The organism is Rufibacter tibetensis, from assembly GCF_001310085.1.
Classification (GTDB): Bacteria; Bacteroidota; Bacteroidia; order Cytophagales; family Hymenobacteraceae; genus Nibribacter; species Nibribacter tibetensis.
Window position 1 is genome coordinate 4,768,241 of sequence record NZ_CP012643.1, and the last position, 20,402, is coordinate 4,788,642.

A 20,402-nucleotide genomic window follows, 5' to 3' on the forward strand; every position below is an offset into this window, starting at 1 on the left:
TAGAGGCTACTCCTTTAATAGAGCCTGTTTTTGCATGGAAGTGGGATAAAGAATACATAGCCTTGCCCCTATGTTTCAAATTCACTACCTTATCCAACTCATTTCGTTTCAGGCTTACTTTCTTAAATCTATGCGCAAAACGCTACTCCCCTTTTTCCTTTCAATTCTAATGATTTCCCAAATTTGGGCTCAAAACAAACCCGCAAGCTTAGCCAGTAAAACGGCCGATATGCAGAAATTCAGCGGGTACTTTCCTTATTACTGGGATGAAGTCACCGGCCGAATCTTACTGGAAATTGACAAGCTAGACCAGCAGTTTCTGTATGTAAATTCCCTGGCCGCCGGGCTGGGCTCCAATGACATCGGGCTGGACCGTGGTCAGTTGGGCGGAGAGCATGTGGTGTATTTTCACAAAGTAGGCCCAAAAGTGCTGCTCATAGAACCCAATCAGAGCTACCGTGCCATGAACGGCAACCCCGCTGAAGAACAGGCCGTGGCGCAGTCGTTCGCCCAGTCCGCGCTATGGGGATTCAAAGTGGAAGCCACCGAAGGAGACAAAGTGCTGGTAGACGCCACCGAGTTCCTGCTCCGCGATGCGCATGACGTGGTGGGTAACATTCGGCGCAGCCGTCAGGGTACGTACCGGTTAGACCCTACCCGCTCGGCCATGTACCTGCCCCGCACGAAGAACTTTCCGCAGAACTCTGAATTTGAGGCCACCCTCACCTTTACCGGCGGAGAAGATGCCGGTGGGTTCGTGCGCAGCGTAACGCCTTCGGCTCAAGCCACCACGGTCCGCCAGCACCACTCCTTTATCCAACTCCCAGATAAGAACTACACGCCCAGAGCCATGGACCCGCGGGCCGGCTACTTCGGGATTGAGTACATGGATTTCAGCACGCCCGTAGACCAGCCCATCATCAAACGGTTCATTGCCCGGCACCGCTTGCAGAAAAAGAACCCGGCGGCCACCACTTCTGAAGCCGTGAAGCCAATTGTGTACTACGTAGACCACGCCGCGCCGGAGCCTATCAGAAGTGCGCTGCTCGAAGGTGCCCGCTGGTGGGCGCAGGCGTTTGAGGCCGCCGGGTACAAAGATGCCTTCAAAGTAGAGATCCTGCCCGTAGACGCTGACCCAATGGACGTGCGCTACAACGTAATTCAGTGGGTACACCGCAGCACCCGCGGTTGGTCATATGGGGCCACCGTCACAGATCCGCGTACCGGCGAAATCATCAAAGGGCACGTAAGCCTGGGCTCTCTGCGCGTGCGTCAGGACTTCCTGATTGCTGAGGGATTGTTGGCGCCTTATGGAGAAGGCAAACCCGCCAACACCGAGATGATGAAGATGGCCTTGTCCAGGTTGCGGCAGTTATCTGCGCACGAGTTGGGACATACATTGGGCATTATGCACAACTATGCCGCCAGCGTGACAAACAGGGCTTCGGTGATGGATTACCCGCACCCTACCGTGAAACTAACAGCCAGCGGTGAGATAGATTTGTCTGATGCGTACGCCGTGGGCATTGGCGAGTGGGACAAAGAAGCCATTAAGTTTGGTTACCAGCATTTTCCGGCCGGCACTAATGAAGCCCAAGCCTTTGACCAACTGCTGCGCGAGAGCCACAAACGCGGTTTACAATTCATCTCTGACCGTGATGCGCGGGCTACCGGAGGAGCGCATCCGCAGGCCCACCTTTGGGACAACGGAGGCAATGCTGCCGAGGAACTGAAGCATGTGTTAACCGTGCGGCAGAAAGCGTTGGAGCGGTTCGGGGTGAACAACATCAAGCCGGGCGTGCCTATGGCCATGCTGGAAGACGTGTTGGTACCCATCTACAACTACCACCGCTACCAGGTAGAGGCCGCAGCCAAAGTGGTAGGCGGCGTCAACTACACCTACGCCTCCCGCGGCGACGGACAACTGGTCACTGAGTTTGTACCGGAGGCCGAGCAACAGAAAGCCTTAGATGCTTTGCTCGCCACCTTGCAGCCAAACGTGTTAGCCCTGCCGGAGAAAATCATCGCAGCTATCCCGCCCCGTCCGGCTGGTTGGTCGCCTACCCGGGAGTTGTTTGACAAACGCACCGGCCTCACCTTTGACCCTCTCGCTGCGGCAGAAGCCTCCGCCGATTTCACGCTGTCGTTCCTGTTCCACCCAGAGCGGGCCACCCGTTTAGTAGAGTTAAAAGCAAGAGGCAGCAAGTTAGGCCTGAATGAAGTCCTGAACCAAATAATGGAACAAACCTGGGAAAGCAAACAAGCTTCTGGCCTAAACAACCAGGTTCGATTACTGACTCAGCAGCTGGTCCTTACCCACTTACTTGCCCTTTCCCAGAACGAAGAAGCCGCTTATTCTGCCCGGGCCGCGGCACTGCTGCAGTTAAACCAGTTGGAGAAGAAAGCCAAAAAGCAGGCGAAATCATCAGACGAAAGCGTGAAAGCCAACGCCCTCTTAGCTTTAGACCGTATTAAAAAACCTCAGGAAGCCAAACCGCAACTACACAAAGACCTGCCTCCCGGCGCACCCATCGGCTCTATGGGAGCAATTGGTTGTGAATAGTTTTAAGGCAGTTTTCGATATATCAGACCTAAATCCCATCTCTTACAAAGGTGGGATTTTTAGTTTAGAGAAGTAAAAGAGAGATTAACCATTAACTCTGTTTGTAAGCCATTTTCCTGAAAGTAGCTACAAAATATAAAGCAGACCATGCCGCAGGTCTTATTCAATCTTAGCCTTTCCGGAACATTGTGCATCTTCGCGGGACAGGAATTTTGTTAGAAGCTTTTATGAACCGATTTGTTTCCCGAGAAATGGCTGACCAGGTGCTGGAAAGGATTAAAGAGCAGGGCTTACCCGCCACCTATGACTATGAAAAGCACCGGGTAATTCTCTTAGATGCAGCAGGAAACGAGCAGGTGTTTTTCCGGTTACCCCTGGCGGTTCCAGCGTTGAATAACCATCTTGTGCCAGTTAAGGACGAAACAATAAGATATGTGATCCTGCTGATTCAGGCGGGGAACTGCGCGCTAGGGTACTTTGAAGACGGCGTGAACCTGAACCACAAGGTGTTCCGGTCTTACATGGTCCGGAAAAAACAGGGTAAAAGCCAGATCAAGTACTTGAAGACGAAAGGCAAATCACGGGCGGGTTCGCGGGTGCGTTTAGGCGAGACAGTGGAGTTCTTCGAGAACATCAATGGGCGGCTGCAGGAGTATTTTGAGGAGCACCAGATTGACCGCATCGCCATGAGTTGTTCTAAAACCCTGCTCCCCTATTTGTTTGATTCCAAAGTACCCACCCCTTTTGACAAACGAGACGAGCGCATCTTCAAAATCCCGAAGCACATTCACACGCCCATCTATGAGGTAATGATGAACGCGAACAAGTTCCTACTCAGAGGTGAGTTGATCTTTGAACCAAAGCATCAGCACCTTATAAATCAACTGATACCAGTAGACGCTGATGAAGAACTGGAAGAGGAGGTTGATTTTGAATCAGATGAGGAGGATGAGATAGGTGAGGAAGAATACGAGTAGACCTGCTCATGTCTAAGCAATCCTGTATGCTTTCTGTAAAAAGGTTTAGTTTCGAGATTCTCCCCTTGAGGGGAGATAAAGAGGGGTGTTTACATCTGCTGGTCCACTTATGTAGATTATATTTTTTACTCTTGAAGTAACTTTTGCAAGTTGTTAATCAGCAATGCTTGCTCACCTGTGTAAACACCCCTCTTCGCTCCCCTCAAGGGGAGAATCTGCGGTGAATTGGCTTAGACTTGCTGTTCCTTACAACCACTTCTTTCGTTTAAAGTACCAGAGGAACGCAAGAGACGAGAGCACCATCATGCCTAGTGCAAATGGGTACCCCGCAATCCAGTTCAGTTCTGGCATGACCTTGAAGTTCATTCCGTAGATGCTGGCAATGAGGGTAGGTGGCATGAACACCACTGTCATCACGGTGAAGATCTTGATAACTTGGTTTTGTTCTATGTTCACCAAACCCAAAAAAGTGTTTTGCAGGTACTCCAAGCGCTCAAAGCTGAACTGGGTGTGTTGCAGAATGGAGTTTATGTCTTTGATGATGGTACGCAGGCGTTCTTTCTCTGGGTCTTCAATGGCATAGCTGCGTAACAAAGAGGAAACCAGCCGTTGCTTATCTACGATGCTCTCTCGGATGATGATGGTGTTTTCCTGCAGCTCTGTGATGCGGAGCAGCACTTCCTCTTCAATAGACTGTTCTTTCACCAGCCGCTTACTCACTACGTTAGTGGTACGGGTAAGGAACTCTATAAAGTCAGCGTCATAGTCGATCTGGGTTTCCAGAAGCAGAAGCCAGATCTGGATTGCTTTGGTGGTGGTGCTCCTGAAAGTTTTCAGTTTGCGCACAGTTTCCCCAAAAGACTTCATTTCGGTGCGGCGCAGCGTAAACAAGATATCGTTTTTCAAGATAAAGGAGACCTGACGGGTAATGTACGAACCTTCCTGATGCATCACGAAGGCACTGTTGGCCTCAAAAATGTTGTCATCTTCAAAGTAGCGCGATGAACTTTCAATCTCGGCGGCTTCCTGTTGGGTAAAGAACTCTATCCCGAACTCCTCCTCCACTAACCGTTGCTCATGGTCTGAAGGGGCTTGCAGGTCAATCCAGATAATACGTCCTTTTTCCTGGTCATGGAAGGCATCCGGGTTCTTCTCCCAGTGTACTTCCCCACTTTTAATATAGAAGCCTCTAATCATGTTACTCTGCTGGTAGTTGCCCCCTTAACATAGGAGGGCTTTTTCTTCTACTGCAAACTTATAGAATAAAGTTTGCTTCCCTACCTCCCTTCAGATAACAGCCCTCATCTTTCCTATCTTCCTTCCTGCCACAAAGATGACTTCAAACCCACCATGAACAAAAAGCCTCTGCCCTTCTCCTGAACAGGAACAAAGGCAGAGGCGACAGTCTATCTAACTATCTACACGTTTAGGTACGGTTCAATTCCTCTAAGCTGTTGGTTCTGCGTTTAGGGTCAAATTTCTGGCCTGTGCTAAAGTTGTAGCGAAGAGTCACGCCCACGCTGCGCATGTAGAAATACTGGTCAAAATCATTGATGTTGCGGCCTAAGCGGGCATCAAACCTAAGGCGGTAGGTTCTGAAGATGTCGTTCACGTTCACGTTCAGGTCCAGTTTCTTGTTCAGGAAGCTTTTCCGGAAGCCTGCGTGTACCCACCACATGGGCGCGATTCGGTACAGGCCTGATACGCCGGCGCTTCTTGCCACTCCATTTACCTCCATGGTAATATCAAAAGGCAACAAGATGTTGTGGTTGGTTTGCAACGTATACAGCACCTGTGAATTCACTTCCTGCACGTTGTCTACCATCATCCGGAACTCATTGTAAGACACGGTGGCCGTGTTGTTGGTGTCCCACTTCTTCATAATCTTGATGGGGGCAATAGCCGCCAAACTGAAGTTCTGAGAGTTGTCCACGTTGCCCACAGTGTAAATGGTGGTGGCTTTTTCCACGTCCAGGAACGGCAGCTCTGAGATCACATCTTGCAGGTACTGGTAGTTGAACACCAGCCGGTAGTCTTTCCTGAAGGTTTGGGTGATCCCAAAGGCGTTGGTGTATTGCGGGCGCAGGTACGGGTTTCCGGTCCAGTAGGTATAAGGGTCACGATACTGCACAAAGGGGTTCAGGTTACCGTAATTGGGACGTTGAATCCGGCGGCTGTAGCTGTAACTAACGTCATAGTTGTCGCTTACTTTCTGCTGCACAAAAATGCTGGGAAAGAAGTTCAGGTAGTCGCGGTCGGTGACCTGGCCAGTGGTGAGTTGCTCTCCCCTAGATTGGGTTTCTTCGGCGCGTAAGCCGACTTGTACGGTGTAGCGCTCCCCAAATTTGTTGTTCCAGTTCACGTAGGCCGCAAAAATGTTCTCGCTGTATAGGAAATGGTTGGTGCGGTTGGGATCCAGCACCAGCCCTTCATTGTTGAAGAAAAAGCGGGAGTCATTGTCAGACACCACGCGGCTGGCTTTCGCGCCCAGTTCCAGTTTGCCCAGCCTCGCAAACTTTTTGGCGAAGTCCACTTTCCCGGAGTATATGTCGAACCCGTTTTCAGAGTCGGCATACAGGAAATCCTGGGTGGTGGGCTGTTCTGCGCCTACTTTCCCGAAATAGTTGTAAAAGTTGGAATACCCCAGGTTAGAGATTTTCACAAAGTCAGCATCGGCTGACAAGGTGGTACCCACGGTATCAAGCTTGGCTACATAATGCAGGTTGGTGGTGAAATTTGTAAAAGTGTTTACTATATAGTTATTGGCGGTTATGTATTGCTCTGGATTGTTTGGCTGGTTGCCAATGAAAGTGCCGGTATTGAAGTCTTCCCATCTTTTATTTTGGTTGAAGTACACCATTCCGCCTACACTGTGTTTCTCATTGATGCTGTAGTCGGTGCCTAACCTAACTACTGGCGGACCCAGGTTCTTGCTTTTGCCGTAGGCTTCCTGGTCAAAGTAGATGGTGTTTTCCGGGGTGTAAAAAACCCGGGTAAAGGTGCCATCCCGGTTATTGGCCCGGCGCTGGTACTCCACACTCGCAAAGGAATTCCATTTGCCGGCTTTGTAGTTCACGTTCGTGCCCACGGTGGCTGCCAGTTGCCTGAAGTTGTAAGTAGAGGTAACAAACGCGCTTCCGTTCATGCCCCGCAGCTCATTTTTCTTGAGGTTGATGTTCAGGATTCCGGAAACTCCTTCCGCATCATACTTCGCCGAAGGATTGGTGATGATCTCGATGTTCTTGATGTTCTCCGCCGACATGCTCTGGAGCAGGTTCTTTAGATCAGAAGTTGACAGGTAAGTAAGCTTTCCGTCTAGCATGACCGTTACCCCTGCCCGTCCGTTGAGTTGAATATTTCCGTCTGGGTCCACAAAAACACCGGGCGACTTGGCCAGCACATCAAAAGCGGTTCTTCCGGCGGCCAGTGCCGTGCCTTCAATACTCACCACCATTTTATCGGCTTCCTGGGTGATGATGGGCCGTAAGCCGGTGACCTTCACCTCCTTTAGTTTGGTAGTGGCTTGGGGCAATCGGAAAGTACCCACCCGCACCTCGGGGTTGGCTTCCGTTAACGAGAGTACCGGGCTGGTTTTGGAGGCGTATCCTATAAAACTGAAGGAAAGCAGATAGTCTCCAAACCCCAGATTCTGGAAGGAGAATTGTCCCTGGGCATTGGTAAGGGTACCGCCTACCGAGGCATTGCTTCCCTTCTGCAACAAGGCCACAGTGGCATATTCTATGGATTTGCCGGTGAGTGAATCCAGGAGCGTGCCGGAAATAGTGCCAGACGTTTTGGGTACAGGTGCGGCGGCTGGCGGAGCGGTTTGCGCTTTGCCTTCTTCAGAAAAGTAAAGGCAAAGGCATAGCAGTCCCAGCAAAAAGAGGGCTCTTTTTTTCATAGCAGAAAAGAAGTTAAATGTAAGTGTTGTTAGGTTGGATTGTCTCGCGGCGCACTACACTCTAAAGACTACACAAAAAGAAAACCGTTGCACGAGCGGCACAAAAAAGATTTGAAAAACTAATTTTAAAGATCTTTGCAGTAGTTCTTTCAGCATCAGTTTTTTAGCACCCAAAGTACATTTTATTTACCTCTTTTAGTGTCACAGAAGGTCTCTCAACCTCATAGATTTTAAATTTCGGAGCATTCTTGATCAATTAGGTGAGGAGAAAGTACAATAGGAATGGCTTCTTACACGTATGGTTTATTTTAACCCGGAAGGTATTCCTCTTATATTGCAGAATGTTTGCGAACGAACTACGGTTGGGTAATATAGTCTTGGAAGCAGGGAAACCTGTGGCCCTTGATGTGCCCAAGCTAATTTCTATATTGAAAGGTAATGGGTCAGCCTTTGCCCCTATGCCCCTTACTGAGGATTGGCTTTCTGGCGCAACCTACAATGACCTGGAGCATGAATTTACGTTTCCGGAGCTGAGCCAGTGGGCGCTAGACCCAGAGTACAAAGAGATTGTGTTCAACGGGGGTTACATTGCCACCAGCGCCCCCGTAGAATATGTACACCAACTCCAGAACTTCTTTTTTGTGATGACGGGCGAAGAATTAGAACTTCCCGTGAAAGCGTTTCAATAACCCTCTTCAACTACTGTTTCCTGTTTCAGGCCATTTTTGGTAAAAATAACCCGACACAGGAAGTGCAGATGACATTTGTATTCCTTATTTATTTAAGCTTTAGCGGCTCTTTCCGCCGCCTCTAATCCTGCTTCGGTTAACCGGCAGAACAAAGCCATGTCTGGGCCGTGGTCGATCTCCACAAGTTTCTTCACTTGTAAATCTCTCATTTCCTGCTCAATCTCGCCCAAAGAAAGTCCGGGTGTCTTCTCTGAGATAGCCGGTGCATCTATGGGATAGCCGGTTTTACTTTCCTGGTCTTGCACTACCGCATACATCGCTTTTAATATTCTGCTCTCTTTGGCCATATTCTTCCGTTTTAAACAAGTGGTTTCAAGATGGATTCTGAAGGAGGCTAGTGTCCTTCTCACCTGAATGTACGGAGGATGTGCTTCAAGGATAATAATTCTAATGACCTAAAACCTGTTGAAGAGGTCACTCTCCCTAAAGAAACACGCTCTCCTATAGAACAACCTTTTCTTCTTCTGTCATCCTGAAAGGACCTTGTGGGCGAACAGTAATGCCGTTTACTCCATGGCTTTCTAGTACGCTCACAAGATCTTTCCAAGATGACATCATGTGGTGAGTAAGACACTTCTCAATCCATCCGGAGATTTTTTACTGGGTTCAGCGTGGCGGCTTTCAGGGCTTGGTAACTCACGGTTAAGAAAGCTACCAGTCCAGCTAACAACATGGCCACTGCGAATGCCCAAATAGGAATGTCAATGCGGTAGGCGAAGTCTTCCAGCCATTTGCCCATGGCATACCAGGCCAGCGGAACAGCGATCAGGGCGGCAATGAACACCAACTTCAAAAAATCTTTGGAGAGCAAGGTAACAATGGAAGAAGTTTTGGCGCCTAAGATTTTCCTGATGCCTATTTCTTTCTTCCGGCGCTCTGCCGCATAAGCCGCTAACCCAAACAAGCCCAAACACCCTACAAAAATGGCCATACCGGTAAAGATCCAGAGCAGTGATTTTAGTTTGTCTTCGGCTTTGTACATCACCTGGAAGTTTTCATCCATGAACTTGTATTCAATAGGGTATTCCGGGGAAAAGGTGTCCCACACCTGTTTGACATGGTTGATGCCCGCAGCCACATTGCCGCCTTTCATTTTTACGGCCACTTTCCAGTTAGCATCCGGGAAAATCTGTAGTACGGTAGGGTCTACTTTATCAAAAAGGCTCTTGAAATGGAAATCTTTCACTACGCCAATCACTTGTCCTTTCTTAATGGTATCGGCATCCATCCACATTTTCCACTCCATGGGTTTCCCTAGCGCTTTCTCCGGAGTCTCAAACCCCAGTTCTTTCACAGCCGTTTCATTGATGATAAAGGCCGCGTCTTTGTCGGTGGGCATATCTTTGGAGAAGCCGCGGCCCGCTACCAACGTCAACCCTAAGGTTTTGAGGTAATCATGATCTACCATGAGGTGAGTCACGCTATGATGCACCCGCTCGCCATTCTTGATGACTTCAATGCCATCGCCGGCAGTGGCATCCCCCGGAAAACCGTACCCGATGGACACACTTGCAATGGCCGGAGATTTCGTCAACTCCGTTTTAAACGTTTCATAGTTCTTGTCCATGTTTTGACCGCGCATAGGAAAGAACATGATCTGGTCTTTGTTAAAACCCAGGTCTTTGTTGTGCAGGAAGCTTACCTGCTGGTACACCACCAAGGCACAGATGATCAGAAAAATGGAAAGGGCAAACTGCACCACAATGAGCCCGTGCCGCAGCCAGGGCGTTTTGCCCGGACCACCATCACTCACCACGGCTCCTTTAAGCACACTCACCGGTTTAAAGCCAGACAACACCAGCGCCGGATAAAGCCCTGCCAACACGCCTACTACCAACACCAGCACCCCTAAGAGTAGCAACAGTTCAGGGCGGTTGAAAATGTTGAAGGTCATCTCTTTTTCAGTGAAGGCGTTCAACGAAGGCAATAGCAATGATGTAAGCGCGGCGGCAAACACCACACTAATAAGAGTCAGCAGCAGAGTTTCTGACAGGAACTGGAGCAGCAGTTGCTTTCGGCTGGCGCCGATGGTTTTCCGTACCCCCACTTCTTTGGCCCGCTGCAGTGATTTAGCGGTGGCCAGGTTCACGAAGTTAAAGCAGGCAATAAGCAGAATGAAAACGGCAATAATGCTGAGAGCCTTCACGTAGGTGATGTTGCCTCTCAAAGACTGGTCAAACTTAAAGCTGGCGGAGTACAAATGCACCTCATGCAGGGGCTGTAACACCGGCTCGTAATTGAACGGGCGGTTATTATCCTTGTCAATCTGCTTTTTAACGACCCCGCGTAACTTGGATTGGAGTAACTGAGGATCTGCGCCTGGCTTTACCTTCACATAGGTATAGAATTGCTGCCAACCCCAGCTTTGCATCCGTTCAGCAGGAAACTGAAAAATGGCCATGTTCCGGATGTAGTTAATGGGCAAATGAAACTTGGGGTTGGTCTCAAAAACCCCTTTCACTATAAAAGGATTCTTGTTGATGGAAACTTTCTTGCCAACGGGATCAATGTTTCCGAACACTTTTTTAGAAAACTTGTCTGAAATGACAATAGAGGTTGGGTCATCTAAGGCTTTCTCAGGAGAGCCATAGATAAAGTTCAGCGGAAACACCTGAAAGAAGGTAGGATCAGCATCCAAGCCCCCCGTTTCATACATCCGCTTCTCCCCTGCCTCTACCAAGCTCTGGGCGTCCCATTGCTGCATTAAGATACGTACCACGGTCTCTGTCTCTGGGAGATCGTTGACCATAGTGGTCCCGAACATGGGAGGCACACTCGCTACCTGGTCAGTTCCATCATCGGTGGTGACATTGTCATACACCCGATACACACGCTTGCCTTCGGGCAGGAATTTGTCATACTGCAGTTCATCATGCACAAACAAGCCAATGAGCAAACAAGCGGTTAAGCCTAAGGCCAGCCCGGCAATGTTGATGAACGAAAACCCCTTGTATCTTAACAGGTTTCTATAAGCTACTTTAAAGTAATTCTTAAACATATAGCAGTTTCTTTTACAGGTCTTTTTCTGAAACAGGTCTTAAAGTATAGCTTGAGATGCCATCTGTTCAGTCATGATGGTCTGGCCGTCCAGCATCCTGATGATGCGGTGGCTGTAGCGGGCATCATGCTCTGAGTGCGTCACCATGACAATGGTGGTTCCCTGCTCGTTTAGCTCGCTCAGGAGTTCCATCACCTCGTTCCCGTTGGAGGAGTCCAGGTTGCCGGTGGGCTCATCTGCTAAGAGCAAGTGGGGTTTGTTGATGACCGCTCGGGCCACTGCTACCCGTTGCTGCTGTCCGCCCGAAAGCTGCTGCGGATAATGGTTCTGCCGGTGTTTTATCTGTACCTTCTCCAACACTTCCTCTACCCGTTTCCGGCGTTCAGCGGGTTTTACTCCCAGGTAAAGCAAAGGCAATTCCACGTTTTCATACACCGTCAATTCATCAATCAAATTAAAGGATTGAAAGACAAAACCAATGTTCCGTTTGCGGAGCTCGGCGCGTTGGCTTTCGTTTACATTGGCTACTTCCTGGCCGTTGAAAAGGAAACTTCCGGCTTCGGGTTCATCTAGCAACCCCAGAATGTTAAGGAGCGTAGATTTTCCGCAGCCCGAAGGACCCATGATGGCGACAAACTCTCCTTCAGCTACTTCCAGGTTTACTTTGTTCAAAGCCGTGGTGAGGACTTCTTCGGTACGGTAGATTTTTTCAAGGTTTGTGATCTTTATCATAAGGGTAGCATTTGTCTTTATGGCTTCTTCCCTTTTGCACAACAAATGCCAAAACTCCTACTGCTTCTTTTTCAGACACTTACCTATAACCACGCTGTACCACCCGTGCAGATTCGCTCCTACGGTGTGCGATTTCGAACGCAGTACACAGGTGCAAATGGGCAAACTATTCAAAAACAGAGAGTTGTAAGAATGGCATAATTATCGTTTTTTCGTCTGCACAGAAACATTAGCTGAGATTCCCCAACCAGCAAATTAGCTTTAGGTCAGGAAACCTTCATCTTCTGACTGGTTTAAAGCTTCTTTTTAGAAAAGAGAGCTAAAACAGCCGGCAGCAGAAAGTACCAGAACCTAAGAACACCGCCCATTTCTAAACACTATTCCTAAAAAGTACCCTTATGCAGTTGAAGAAAGCTACCGTGTTGGTAATAGATGATGACCCCGATGTGCTGACCGCCGTGCGTTTACTTTTAAGGCCACTGGTAAAGGAGATTGTAGTGGATAAAAAGCCGGAGAACATTCCGTCGTTGCTCCGGCAGCAGGCGTTTGATGTGATTCTGCTGGACATGAACTTTGCCTCTTCTATTCATACCGGCAATGAGGGAATTTACTGGCTGAAAGAAATAAAACGGCTCAAATCTGAGGCAGCCGTGATCATGATTACGGCGTACGGGCACATAGATCTGGCCATACGGTCGTTAAAAGAAGGCGCCTATGACTTTGTGGTAAAGCCCTGGCATAATGAAAAACTGTTGGCTACGCTGCAGGAAGCAGTAAGTGGCAAAGAAAAAGGAAGCAGTGCTTCCGCCCAAAACACTGCCAACTCTTTGATTGGACCTGACCTGCTGGGCGAGTCTGAGGCCATGCAGGACATCTTCTACAAAATAAAGAAAGTAGCCCCCACCGACGCGAACATCCTCATCTTGGGCGAGAACGGTACCGGGAAAGAACTCATCGCCAAAGCCATTCACCAGCACTCCCTGCGGGCGAACCAACCTTTTGTGAAGGTAGACGTGGGTGCCTTAACGGAGTCGCTGTTTGAAAGTGAGCTGTTCGGGCACAAGAAAGGCGCCTTCACCGACGCCCGCGAAGAACGGGCCGGTCGGTTTGAGGCCGCTGACAAAGGCACCATCTTCCTGGATGAGATCGGGAACATCTCACTGCAGCAACAGGCCAAACTGCTGAGCGTGCTTCAAAACAGGCAAGTGATACGCGTGGGCTCCAATGAACCCATCAACGTGGATGTGCGGCTCCTATGCGCTACCAACGTCTCTTTGAACGACCTGGCCAGCGACGCTCGGTTCCGGAAAGACTTGATTTACCGCATCAATACCGTAGAAATTGTAGTGCCACCACTGCGGAAGCGTGGTAACGATATCATTCTGCTGGCCAAGCACTACATCAACATCTATTCTGAAAAGTACCTGAAACCCTCGTTGGAACTCACCCCCAAAGCCATGGAGAAGCTCAAGAGCTATTCTTTTCCAGGTAACGTGCGCGAACTGCAGTACGCCATTGAGCGGGCCGTGATCATGTCTGATGATTACGCGCTTGACGCCAGGGACATCATCTTCTCTCCTATTGAGTCTGCCCCTACAGAGAGCATTCAGACCAACGCCACCAATCTGGAGGAACTGGAGAAAGCCACCATTATCCGGGTGCTGGAGAAACACAATGGTGTCATGACCAAAGCCGCCAAAGAACTGGGCATTACCCGCACCGCGCTGTACCGAAGATTGGGCAAGTATGAGCTTTAAGAATTTTGAAGGCAAGCTGCTGTTGCGGGTGTTCCTGCTGCTCTTGTCCTTAAGCGCGCCTTCCATTGTCATCACCAACGGCTGGGCCGAGTTGCTCGTGTTTCTGGTGCCCCTGCTCCTGTACCAGGTGTACGAACTGTACCACTTTTTGAGAAAGGCACAGGAAGAACTCAACCTGTTCATTGAAGCCATTCAGTACCGCGATTTCTCCCGGTACTTCAGTGAGAAATCTACCTCGCCGCAACTGCTGAGTTTGCGCCGGGGCTTTAACCAGATCAACACCACCTTCAAAAACATCAACCAGGAAAAGGAAACCCAACACCAGCACCTGCAGCGCATTTTGGAACTGGTAGACACCGGCATCCTGTCCTACGATCTGGACAGCGGCGAAGTGGTGCTCATGAACGAGGCCATGAAAAAACTGCTGCACCTGCCTTTTCTGAAGACAATACAAGGACTGGTAAAGCGGGACCCCGGCCTGTACGCAGTAGTTACTCGTTTACCGCCCGGAATCCCAAAAATAGCCTCTATCCAGACGCCCAGCCTGGAGCGCAGCACGTTCAAATTTATGCTGAGTGCCACCGTGTTCCAGAACGAAGGCAGACGCTACAAACTGGTCGCGTTCCAGAACGTGAACGATGCCCTGGAAGAAACCGAATCAGAGGCCTGGCAGAAGCTCTTAAACGTTATGACGCATGAGATCATGAATTCCATTGCGCCCATCTCCTCCCTTGCCGACACGCTCAAGAACCGCTTGCAGGAAACAGTGGTCAGCGGGGTTTCTTCCCATGACCTGGAAGACCTGGAGGATGGCATCAGTACCATCAAATACCGGAGCCAGGGCTTGCTAAAGTTCGCGCAGACCTACCGCAACCTGAGCAAAATCACGACACTGAGCCTGGAGAAAATCTACGTGCAGGACCTCTTCCTGAACCTCCGGCGCCTCATGCTACCCTCTCTGGCCCAGAAAAACATCCAACTCACCCTGCTTCTCACCGAGGAAAACCTCTCCCTTGAAGCCGATCCCAATCTGCTGGACCAGGTGCTGATCAACCTGCTGGTGAACGCCATTGACGCGGTGAAAGAACAGCCGGAGCCAGAAATCACGTTAGCGGCTTATTCAGCGGCAGATGGGAAAGTGGTGGTCAAGATCTCAGACAATGGCACGGGTATGTCAAAGGAAGTACAGGAAAAGATCTTCATCCCGTTTTTCAGCAGTAAGAAAAATGGAAGCGGCATTGGCCTGAGCTTATGCAAGCAAATCATCATGCTCCACAAAGGCACCATACAGGTACAATCTGAGGAGGGCAAAGGCACGTCGTTTTTCCTGTTCTTTAAGTAAAAGAGGGATAAAACAGGTTAAAGTAACCCGCTTTATCCCTCTTTTACTTAGGCAATTATTATTGTTAGCCTAAATAAACTATCCTTCCAGTTCCATGGTCTCCAGTGGCTGTTCCCGGTTTAAGCGTTTCACCACTTTGCCTAAGCTGAGGCCTTGTACTATGATGGAGAAAAGCACGACAATGTAGGTGATGGCCACAATGAAGTTACGTTCCATGTCAGCGGTTAGTGAAAGAGCCAGGGCAATGGAAATACCGCCTCTCAGCCCTCCCCACGTCATGATGAACAAGGTACGGTCAGGGAACCGATGCTTGAACCGGAACAGCAGCGCGGGCACAAACAAAGAGATCATGCGGGCAACCAGGATAAGCAAAATGGCTACAATGCCTACGTAGAGATAGGCTCCTTCTATAGGAATGATAATCAGTTCCAGGCCAATGAGCACGAACAAGATGGCGTTAAGAATTTCATCTATCATCTCCCAGAACTTGTGCACGTAGTCTGTAGTAGTGGCCGACATGGCATACTCAATACCCCTGTTCCCGATAAACAAACCCGCTACCACCATGGCCAGCGGCGCCGAAAAATGGAACAAAGGTGCCAGGGCACTTCCGCCCATGACCAAAGCAAGGGAGATAAGCACCTCTGTTTGATAGTGGTCAATGGAACGCATCAACCGGTAGGTGATGTACCCCAGCACTACGCCCAGCAAGATACCACCGCCCACTTCTTCCAGCACCAACAGCGCTACTTCAGAGGGTTCTATCTCTGCCACCCCTTCTCTTGCTATGTTGAAGATGGTCAAAAACACCACCACACCTACGCCGTCATTGAAAAGAGACTCCCCCGTGATGTTGGTTTCTACCGCCTCAGACACCCCTGTTTTCTTTAGAATTGAGAGAACGGCAATAGGATCGGTAGGCGAGATGAGTGCGCCAAACAAAAGGCAGTGAATGAAGGCAACTGGTTGGTACAGGAAAGGCAGCAGGTAATAGAGCATGGCGCCCACCAGAAAAGTAGAAATGAGCGTACCAACTGTAGCAAAGGCCAGTATAGGTATCCAGGCTTTACGAAGTTTCTTCAGGTCAGTGTGCAGTGCCCCGGCAAACAGCAGGAACACAAGCATGAAGTCCAGCAGGAAGTCTGAGAAATCTAACTGGGTAAGTGCTTGGGTTAGAAACTGTACCAGCGGTGAAGCCACGCTTCCGGCTAGCAAAATAACCAGCGAGAGCAGCAAGGCAAGTACCATGAGCCCGATAGTGGCAGGCAACTTCAGGTACCGGATGTTGATGAACGCAAGCACCGCGGAAAGGGCAATGATGAGGGAAAAGAGTTGAAGTGGTTCCAAAGGCGAGGTAGTTTAGAGTCAGTATAACTTCTGTTCTAAACGTTTTTTTACGATAAGGGATGAAAAGAATTCCCTTTGCTTCATTACAGTCTTTCAAGCAGCTTTGAACAAAACAGTTCTGAAAATGCCTCGAACTGAATCCTTTATTCTTGAAACTACTATTTACAGGCGGACAAGAGGTAGAAGTTAAAAAAAACCATGCTTCAAGTTTTCAACTTGGAGCTGTCATGCCGCAAGTTTGCAACTTGCGAAAGCTGTTTGCGGGTAGAAACACAAGTGACAAACCTGAAGTAAGGGTCCCCCAATCAGGAAACTAGCGGTAGAGATTTGAAGCTTTCTCCCCTTTTCATGAAAACAGCCTAAAAACAAAAAGGCCTACTCCCATAACTCTATTCACTACCACTATTAACGTCCCCGAACCAACCGCCGCATAGCCAGCAAACCCAAAGCAGGCCCAATGGCTAAAAACAGAAACCAATAGGTGGGTGCCACTGCCACCTGAATACTCCGCAGCAGTTGGATGCTGACAATGGTAATGGCAAAGCCGATGGAATTGACAATAGTGAGGGCCGTCCCTTTCACCTGTACCGGAGCTGATTGGGCGACCAGTGTAGAGAACTGCGGTGAGTCCATGACTACGGCCAGGCCCCACACCAGCAACAACCCCAGGAACAGCGGCAAAGGCAATTGAAACAGCCACGGTGACAGCAGACAGCACGCCATGGAAATGGCCAAAGCTCCGAACGCGGTTTTGGCACTTCCTATATTTCCGGCCAGGTACCCACCGCCTATGCACGCCAGGGTTCCGGCGGCAATAATGCAGAACGACAGGAAAGGGTTGTTTAACGTTACCCCGGGGTTTGCTTCTGCATACAAGGCGATGATCACCGGCACAAAGGCCCAGAACGTGTACAACTCCCACATGTGCCCGAAGTACCCGAAGGCGGCGGCTCTGAACTGTTTTTGCTTGAATATCTGAAAAAAGGCCGTAAAATCTAGTTGGCTGCTTCGGCTTCTGTGGGGACCGTCTGGTACCAGGAAAAACAAACTCAGCCCTCCTGCTACGGCCAGCCCCGAGGTGGCCCAGATGACGTACCGCCACGGCAGTCCTTGGGTGAGGCTCTTGAGCAAGTGCGGAAAGGCGGTGCCCAACACCAGCGCGCCCACCAGAAACCCCAGTGCCTTGCCCAAGCCTTTCTGGTGGTAATCGGCGGCTATTTTCATGCCTACCGGGTAAATGCCCGCCAGGCAAAAGCCCGTGAGAAACCTACTCAGCAGCAAGGTGGAAAGCCCTTCGGCCCACAGCAAGCTCCAGTTGAACCCCGCTCCCACCAATGCGCACACCAGAAACACCTTTGACGGCGAGAACCGGTCTGATATGGTGAACACGGCAAATACCAAGGTACCCAGAATAAAACCCAACTGTACCGCCGAGGTTAAATGACTTAGCGAACTGGCCTCCAGGTGAAACTGCGGAATCAACTCAGGCAGCACCGCATTGCCCGCAAACCACAAAGAGGTGCAGGCAAACTGGGCCAGAACAATGATTGGCAGGATGCGGGTAGGTATAGTTGGAAGAGGTGATTTCAAATAGGTGAAATTTACATTCTAAACTCTTAGCTAATTATATTTTGCCAAAGTGTAGCCACAATAGTCCAGATAGAAGTTTCTATCTAGACTATAGTTTCCAACTAAGTTAATTTTATAAACCGTTTATCTGCTCCCCATAGTATCTAATATATTTTTATTGTTTTATTATAGATTTAACAATCAATCCAGTTTTTGTAAAAATCTTCACCACATAAAACCCTACTGCTAAATCATCAATATAAATAGTATTTACATTGCCAAATAGTCTCTGGTCTTTCACTTTGATACCATTTGTATTAAATATTTCTACCAATGAAGTTATATTCCCTGCTTGAAGTTCAATATTTAAAGCATCCTTTGCAGGAACAGGGTAAACTTTTAAGCTATTCTTTGTACTTATATATTCATCTATAGATGTCAGAGTACCATTTTCATTATAAGCAGCGAGCCCATAGGAAGTACCTACCCACTTTGTTCCCATTCTGTCTATAGCTATTGAACGGACATTGTTATCAGGCAAACCTGAATTAGAATTATCGAACGTTCTCCAGTCCGACCCATTAAACATCATTAATCCTCCACTAGACGTTCCAATCCATTTATTTCCGCTTCTGTCTATTACAATAGAATAAATTGTATTTCCAGCTAAATAAGTAACCCAGTTTAAACCATCATATTTGACTACTCCATAAGAGGACGTTCCAATCCATTTATCTTTGTTACTATCTATTGTTAGTGAAAGGATAACGTTACTCCTTAAACCAGAGTTTGAAGTATTGAAAACTGTCCAAGAGGTTCCGTCAAATTTAGCTAAGCCGCTTATGGTTCCTACCCAAATAGTATTGTTCTCATCAATAACTAAAGATCTGATAATGTTATTTGGCAAACCTGAATTTGAAGAGTTGAACACTGTCCATGTTGTTCCGTTGAATTTAGCCAAACCATTTACAGTTCCAATCCACTTATTACCATCTCTGTCTACAACAATGGAGGATACTGTATTGCTAGGGATACCTGAGTTAGTTGTTTTATATATTGTCCAACTTCTATCATCAAATTTTACCAGCCCACTATCTTGCGTCCCAATCCACTTAGTCACTCCTTCTTCAAGTGCTAAGGAAACAATAGAATTGTTAGGCATTCCAGAATTAGAGGAATTGTAACCTACCCAATTTGTTCCATCGTATTTTGCTAAGCCATATCGTGAAGTTGAAATCCATTTATTATCATTCTTGTCAATAACAATAGATAATGTATTGAAAAGTGATACATCTGAATTTACTGTTCTATAAACAGTCCATTGATTAGATTGAGCATAAACTAAACTTGTTATGCTTAACATAACTGAAATCATTATAAAAATTCTTTTCATTTTCTTTCTTGTAGACTCTTTGATATATTTTAAACGAAGTAGATAGTGAATTTTATAGAATTGTGCCTTTACTAATTACAAGTATTTGCAAGTACATTTCATAAATAGGGAACACGGCAAACACCAAGGTGCCCAGAATAAAGTTCAACTGCACCGCCGAGGGCAAATGACTCAGTGAACTGGCCTCCAGGTGAAACTGTGGAATCAATTCAGGCAGCACCGCATTGCCCGCAAACCACAAAGAGGTGCAGGCAAACTGGGCCAGGACGATGGTGGGAAGAATGTGTTTGGGGGTTGAAGGCAGCGTGGGATGCAATGAGTAACGGATTATAGGAGCAGATAAATTGAAAGAATGCCAAACAAGGGTTCAGCTGTGTAGAGGCAGGTACAGTATCCGTTCCCTAATTAACTGTTAGTGACCTATTTATTCTTCTAATACCCTTCTAAGGTAGTTGATCTGACCTAAATGGTAAGACAGGTGCGCCAGTAAGTGTATCAGAAAATAGCGGTTGGTCATGGCATACCCCAGTACCTCTTCTTTGTGGGTTTCTTCTAATTCTTCTTCCCTGAGGTGGTGTAACGTATGTAAAACAATCTCTTTAGTTTCGTTTATCTGCTCTATAAGAGTTTGGGCAGGTACATCTTTTAAGGTAAACTCAGCCTCCCGGTCTCTTACATAGGCATAATTCCCTAAATTCTTTCCGATATACGTTTTCAGATTCCCGACAAGATGTAAGAATAAATTACCGGCTGAATTCTTTACCTCTCCTTTTGTTACCCAAAGATTACTCTCCCGTTGAAATGCTTCAATTTCATTCTTCAATCTATCAAGGTCTCGGGTATACAACTTGATCAACTCAGCTTTCATTTTATTGTTTTAGGAGCAAGGCAAATAGAATTAAATGAAACTGTATGTAAGAGGTAAAGCGGCAAAGCGAACTCGCCTCCAAGTAAGATTGCAGAATAAGTTTAGGTAGCACCGCAATGCCTGCAATCCAAAGAGTGATGCAGGAAAACTGATCCAGAACAATGGTGGGGAGAGTAATATTTTATTCCAATAAGGATAAAGTTAAA

The 20,402-nt window shown here is 48.1% G+C and carries 15 protein-coding genes; 5 read left to right on the top strand and 10 right to left on the bottom strand.

The genetic code is table 11. The features are described from left to right. Positions 1-130 precede the first annotated feature (130 nt). Positions 131-2,563 (top strand): zinc-dependent metalloprotease, encoded by a 2,433-nt coding sequence (locus tag DC20_RS19750; protein ID WP_062546058.1) that lies wholly within the window; start codon positions 131-133, stop codon positions 2,561-2,563. A gap of 227 nt (positions 2,564-2,790) precedes the next feature. Beyond that, positions 2,791-3,540 (top strand): hypothetical protein, encoded by a 750-nt coding sequence (locus DC20_RS19755; protein WP_062545422.1) that lies wholly within the window; start codon positions 2,791-2,793, stop codon positions 3,538-3,540. 246 nt (positions 3,541-3,786) lie between these two features. Here DC20_RS19755 and corA read toward each other — a convergent pair whose 3' ends face one another. Together corA and DC20_RS19765 are read right to left on the bottom strand one after the other, a co-directional pair. Then, on the bottom strand, positions 3,787-4,737 hold the full coding sequence (corA, locus tag DC20_RS19760; RefSeq protein WP_062545423.1) for a magnesium/cobalt transporter CorA: 951 nt from the start codon (positions 4,735-4,737) through the stop codon (positions 3,787-3,789). 229 nt (positions 4,738-4,966) lie between these two features. Continuing rightward, positions 4,967-7,441: an outer membrane beta-barrel family protein gene (locus tag DC20_RS19765; RefSeq protein ID WP_062545424.1), complete on the bottom strand. Its 2,475-nt coding sequence runs from the start codon at positions 7,439-7,441 to the stop codon at positions 4,967-4,969. A 341-nt stretch (positions 7,442-7,782) separates the two neighbouring features. Between DC20_RS19765 and DC20_RS19770 the strand changes: the two genes are divergently transcribed. After that, complete coding sequence (locus DC20_RS19770) at positions 7,783-8,130, top strand: hypothetical protein (RefSeq protein WP_062545425.1); 348 nt, start codon at positions 7,783-7,785, stop codon at positions 8,128-8,130. A gap of 92 nt (positions 8,131-8,222) precedes the next feature. Here the strand turns inward: DC20_RS19770 and DC20_RS19775 are convergent, their stop codons facing one another. The 3 genes from DC20_RS19775 to DC20_RS19785 form a co-directional block, all read right to left on the bottom strand. Continuing rightward, positions 8,223-8,477: a hypothetical protein gene (locus DC20_RS19775; RefSeq protein WP_062545426.1), complete on the bottom strand. Its 255-nt coding sequence runs from the start codon at positions 8,475-8,477 to the stop codon at positions 8,223-8,225. Between the two features lie 290 nt (positions 8,478-8,767). Next, a complete protein-coding gene (locus tag DC20_RS19780; RefSeq protein ID WP_062545427.1) occupies positions 8,768-11,188 on the bottom strand; it encodes an ABC transporter permease in 2,421 nt (806 codons plus the stop codon). A 39-nt stretch (positions 11,189-11,227) separates the two neighbouring features. Continuing rightward, positions 11,228-11,920: an ABC transporter ATP-binding protein gene (locus DC20_RS19785; RefSeq protein ID WP_062545428.1), complete on the bottom strand. Its 693-nt coding sequence runs from the start codon at positions 11,918-11,920 to the stop codon at positions 11,228-11,230. 398 nt (positions 11,921-12,318) lie between these two features. On the opposite strand from DC20_RS19785, the gene DC20_RS19790 reads away from it, so the two are divergent. Together DC20_RS19790 and DC20_RS19795 are read left to right on the top strand one after the other, a co-directional pair. Continuing rightward, on the top strand, positions 12,319-13,677 hold the full coding sequence (locus tag DC20_RS19790) for a sigma-54-dependent transcriptional regulator (protein ID WP_062545429.1): 1,359 nt from the start codon (positions 12,319-12,321) through the stop codon (positions 13,675-13,677). After that, positions 13,667-15,019, top strand: a complete 1,353-nt coding sequence (locus DC20_RS19795; protein WP_062545430.1) for a sensor histidine kinase — start codon at positions 13,667-13,669, stop codon at positions 15,017-15,019. Before DC20_RS19790 ends, DC20_RS19795 begins: the two co-directional genes overlap by 11 nt. A 78-nt stretch (positions 15,020-15,097) precedes the next feature. On the opposite strand, the gene DC20_RS19800 is transcribed toward DC20_RS19795, so the two are convergent. From DC20_RS19800 to DC20_RS19820, 5 genes are all read right to left on the bottom strand, one after another. Then, a complete protein-coding gene (locus DC20_RS19800) occupies positions 15,098-16,366 on the bottom strand; it encodes a cation:proton antiporter (protein ID WP_062545431.1) in 1,269 nt (422 codons plus the stop codon). Between the two features lie 405 nt (positions 16,367-16,771). Beyond that, on the bottom strand, positions 16,772-17,956 hold the full coding sequence (locus tag DC20_RS19805) for an MFS transporter (RefSeq protein ID WP_245652253.1): 1,185 nt from the start codon (positions 17,954-17,956) through the stop codon (positions 16,772-16,774). 154 nt (positions 17,957-18,110) lie between these two features. Further along, a complete protein-coding gene (locus DC20_RS19810) occupies positions 18,111-19,328 on the bottom strand; it encodes a two-component regulator propeller domain-containing protein (RefSeq protein ID WP_062545432.1) in 1,218 nt (405 codons plus the stop codon). Positions 19,329-19,380: 52 nt separating this feature from the next. Beyond that, entirely contained in the window at positions 19,381-19,644 is a 264-nt protein-coding gene (locus DC20_RS23160) for a hypothetical protein (RefSeq protein WP_062545433.1), read from the bottom strand. Positions 19,645-19,752: 108 nt separating this feature from the next. Next, positions 19,753-20,196 (bottom strand): DinB family protein, encoded by a 444-nt coding sequence (locus DC20_RS19820; protein WP_062545434.1) that lies wholly within the window; start codon positions 20,194-20,196, stop codon positions 19,753-19,755. Positions 20,197-20,402: the final 206 nt, after the last annotated feature.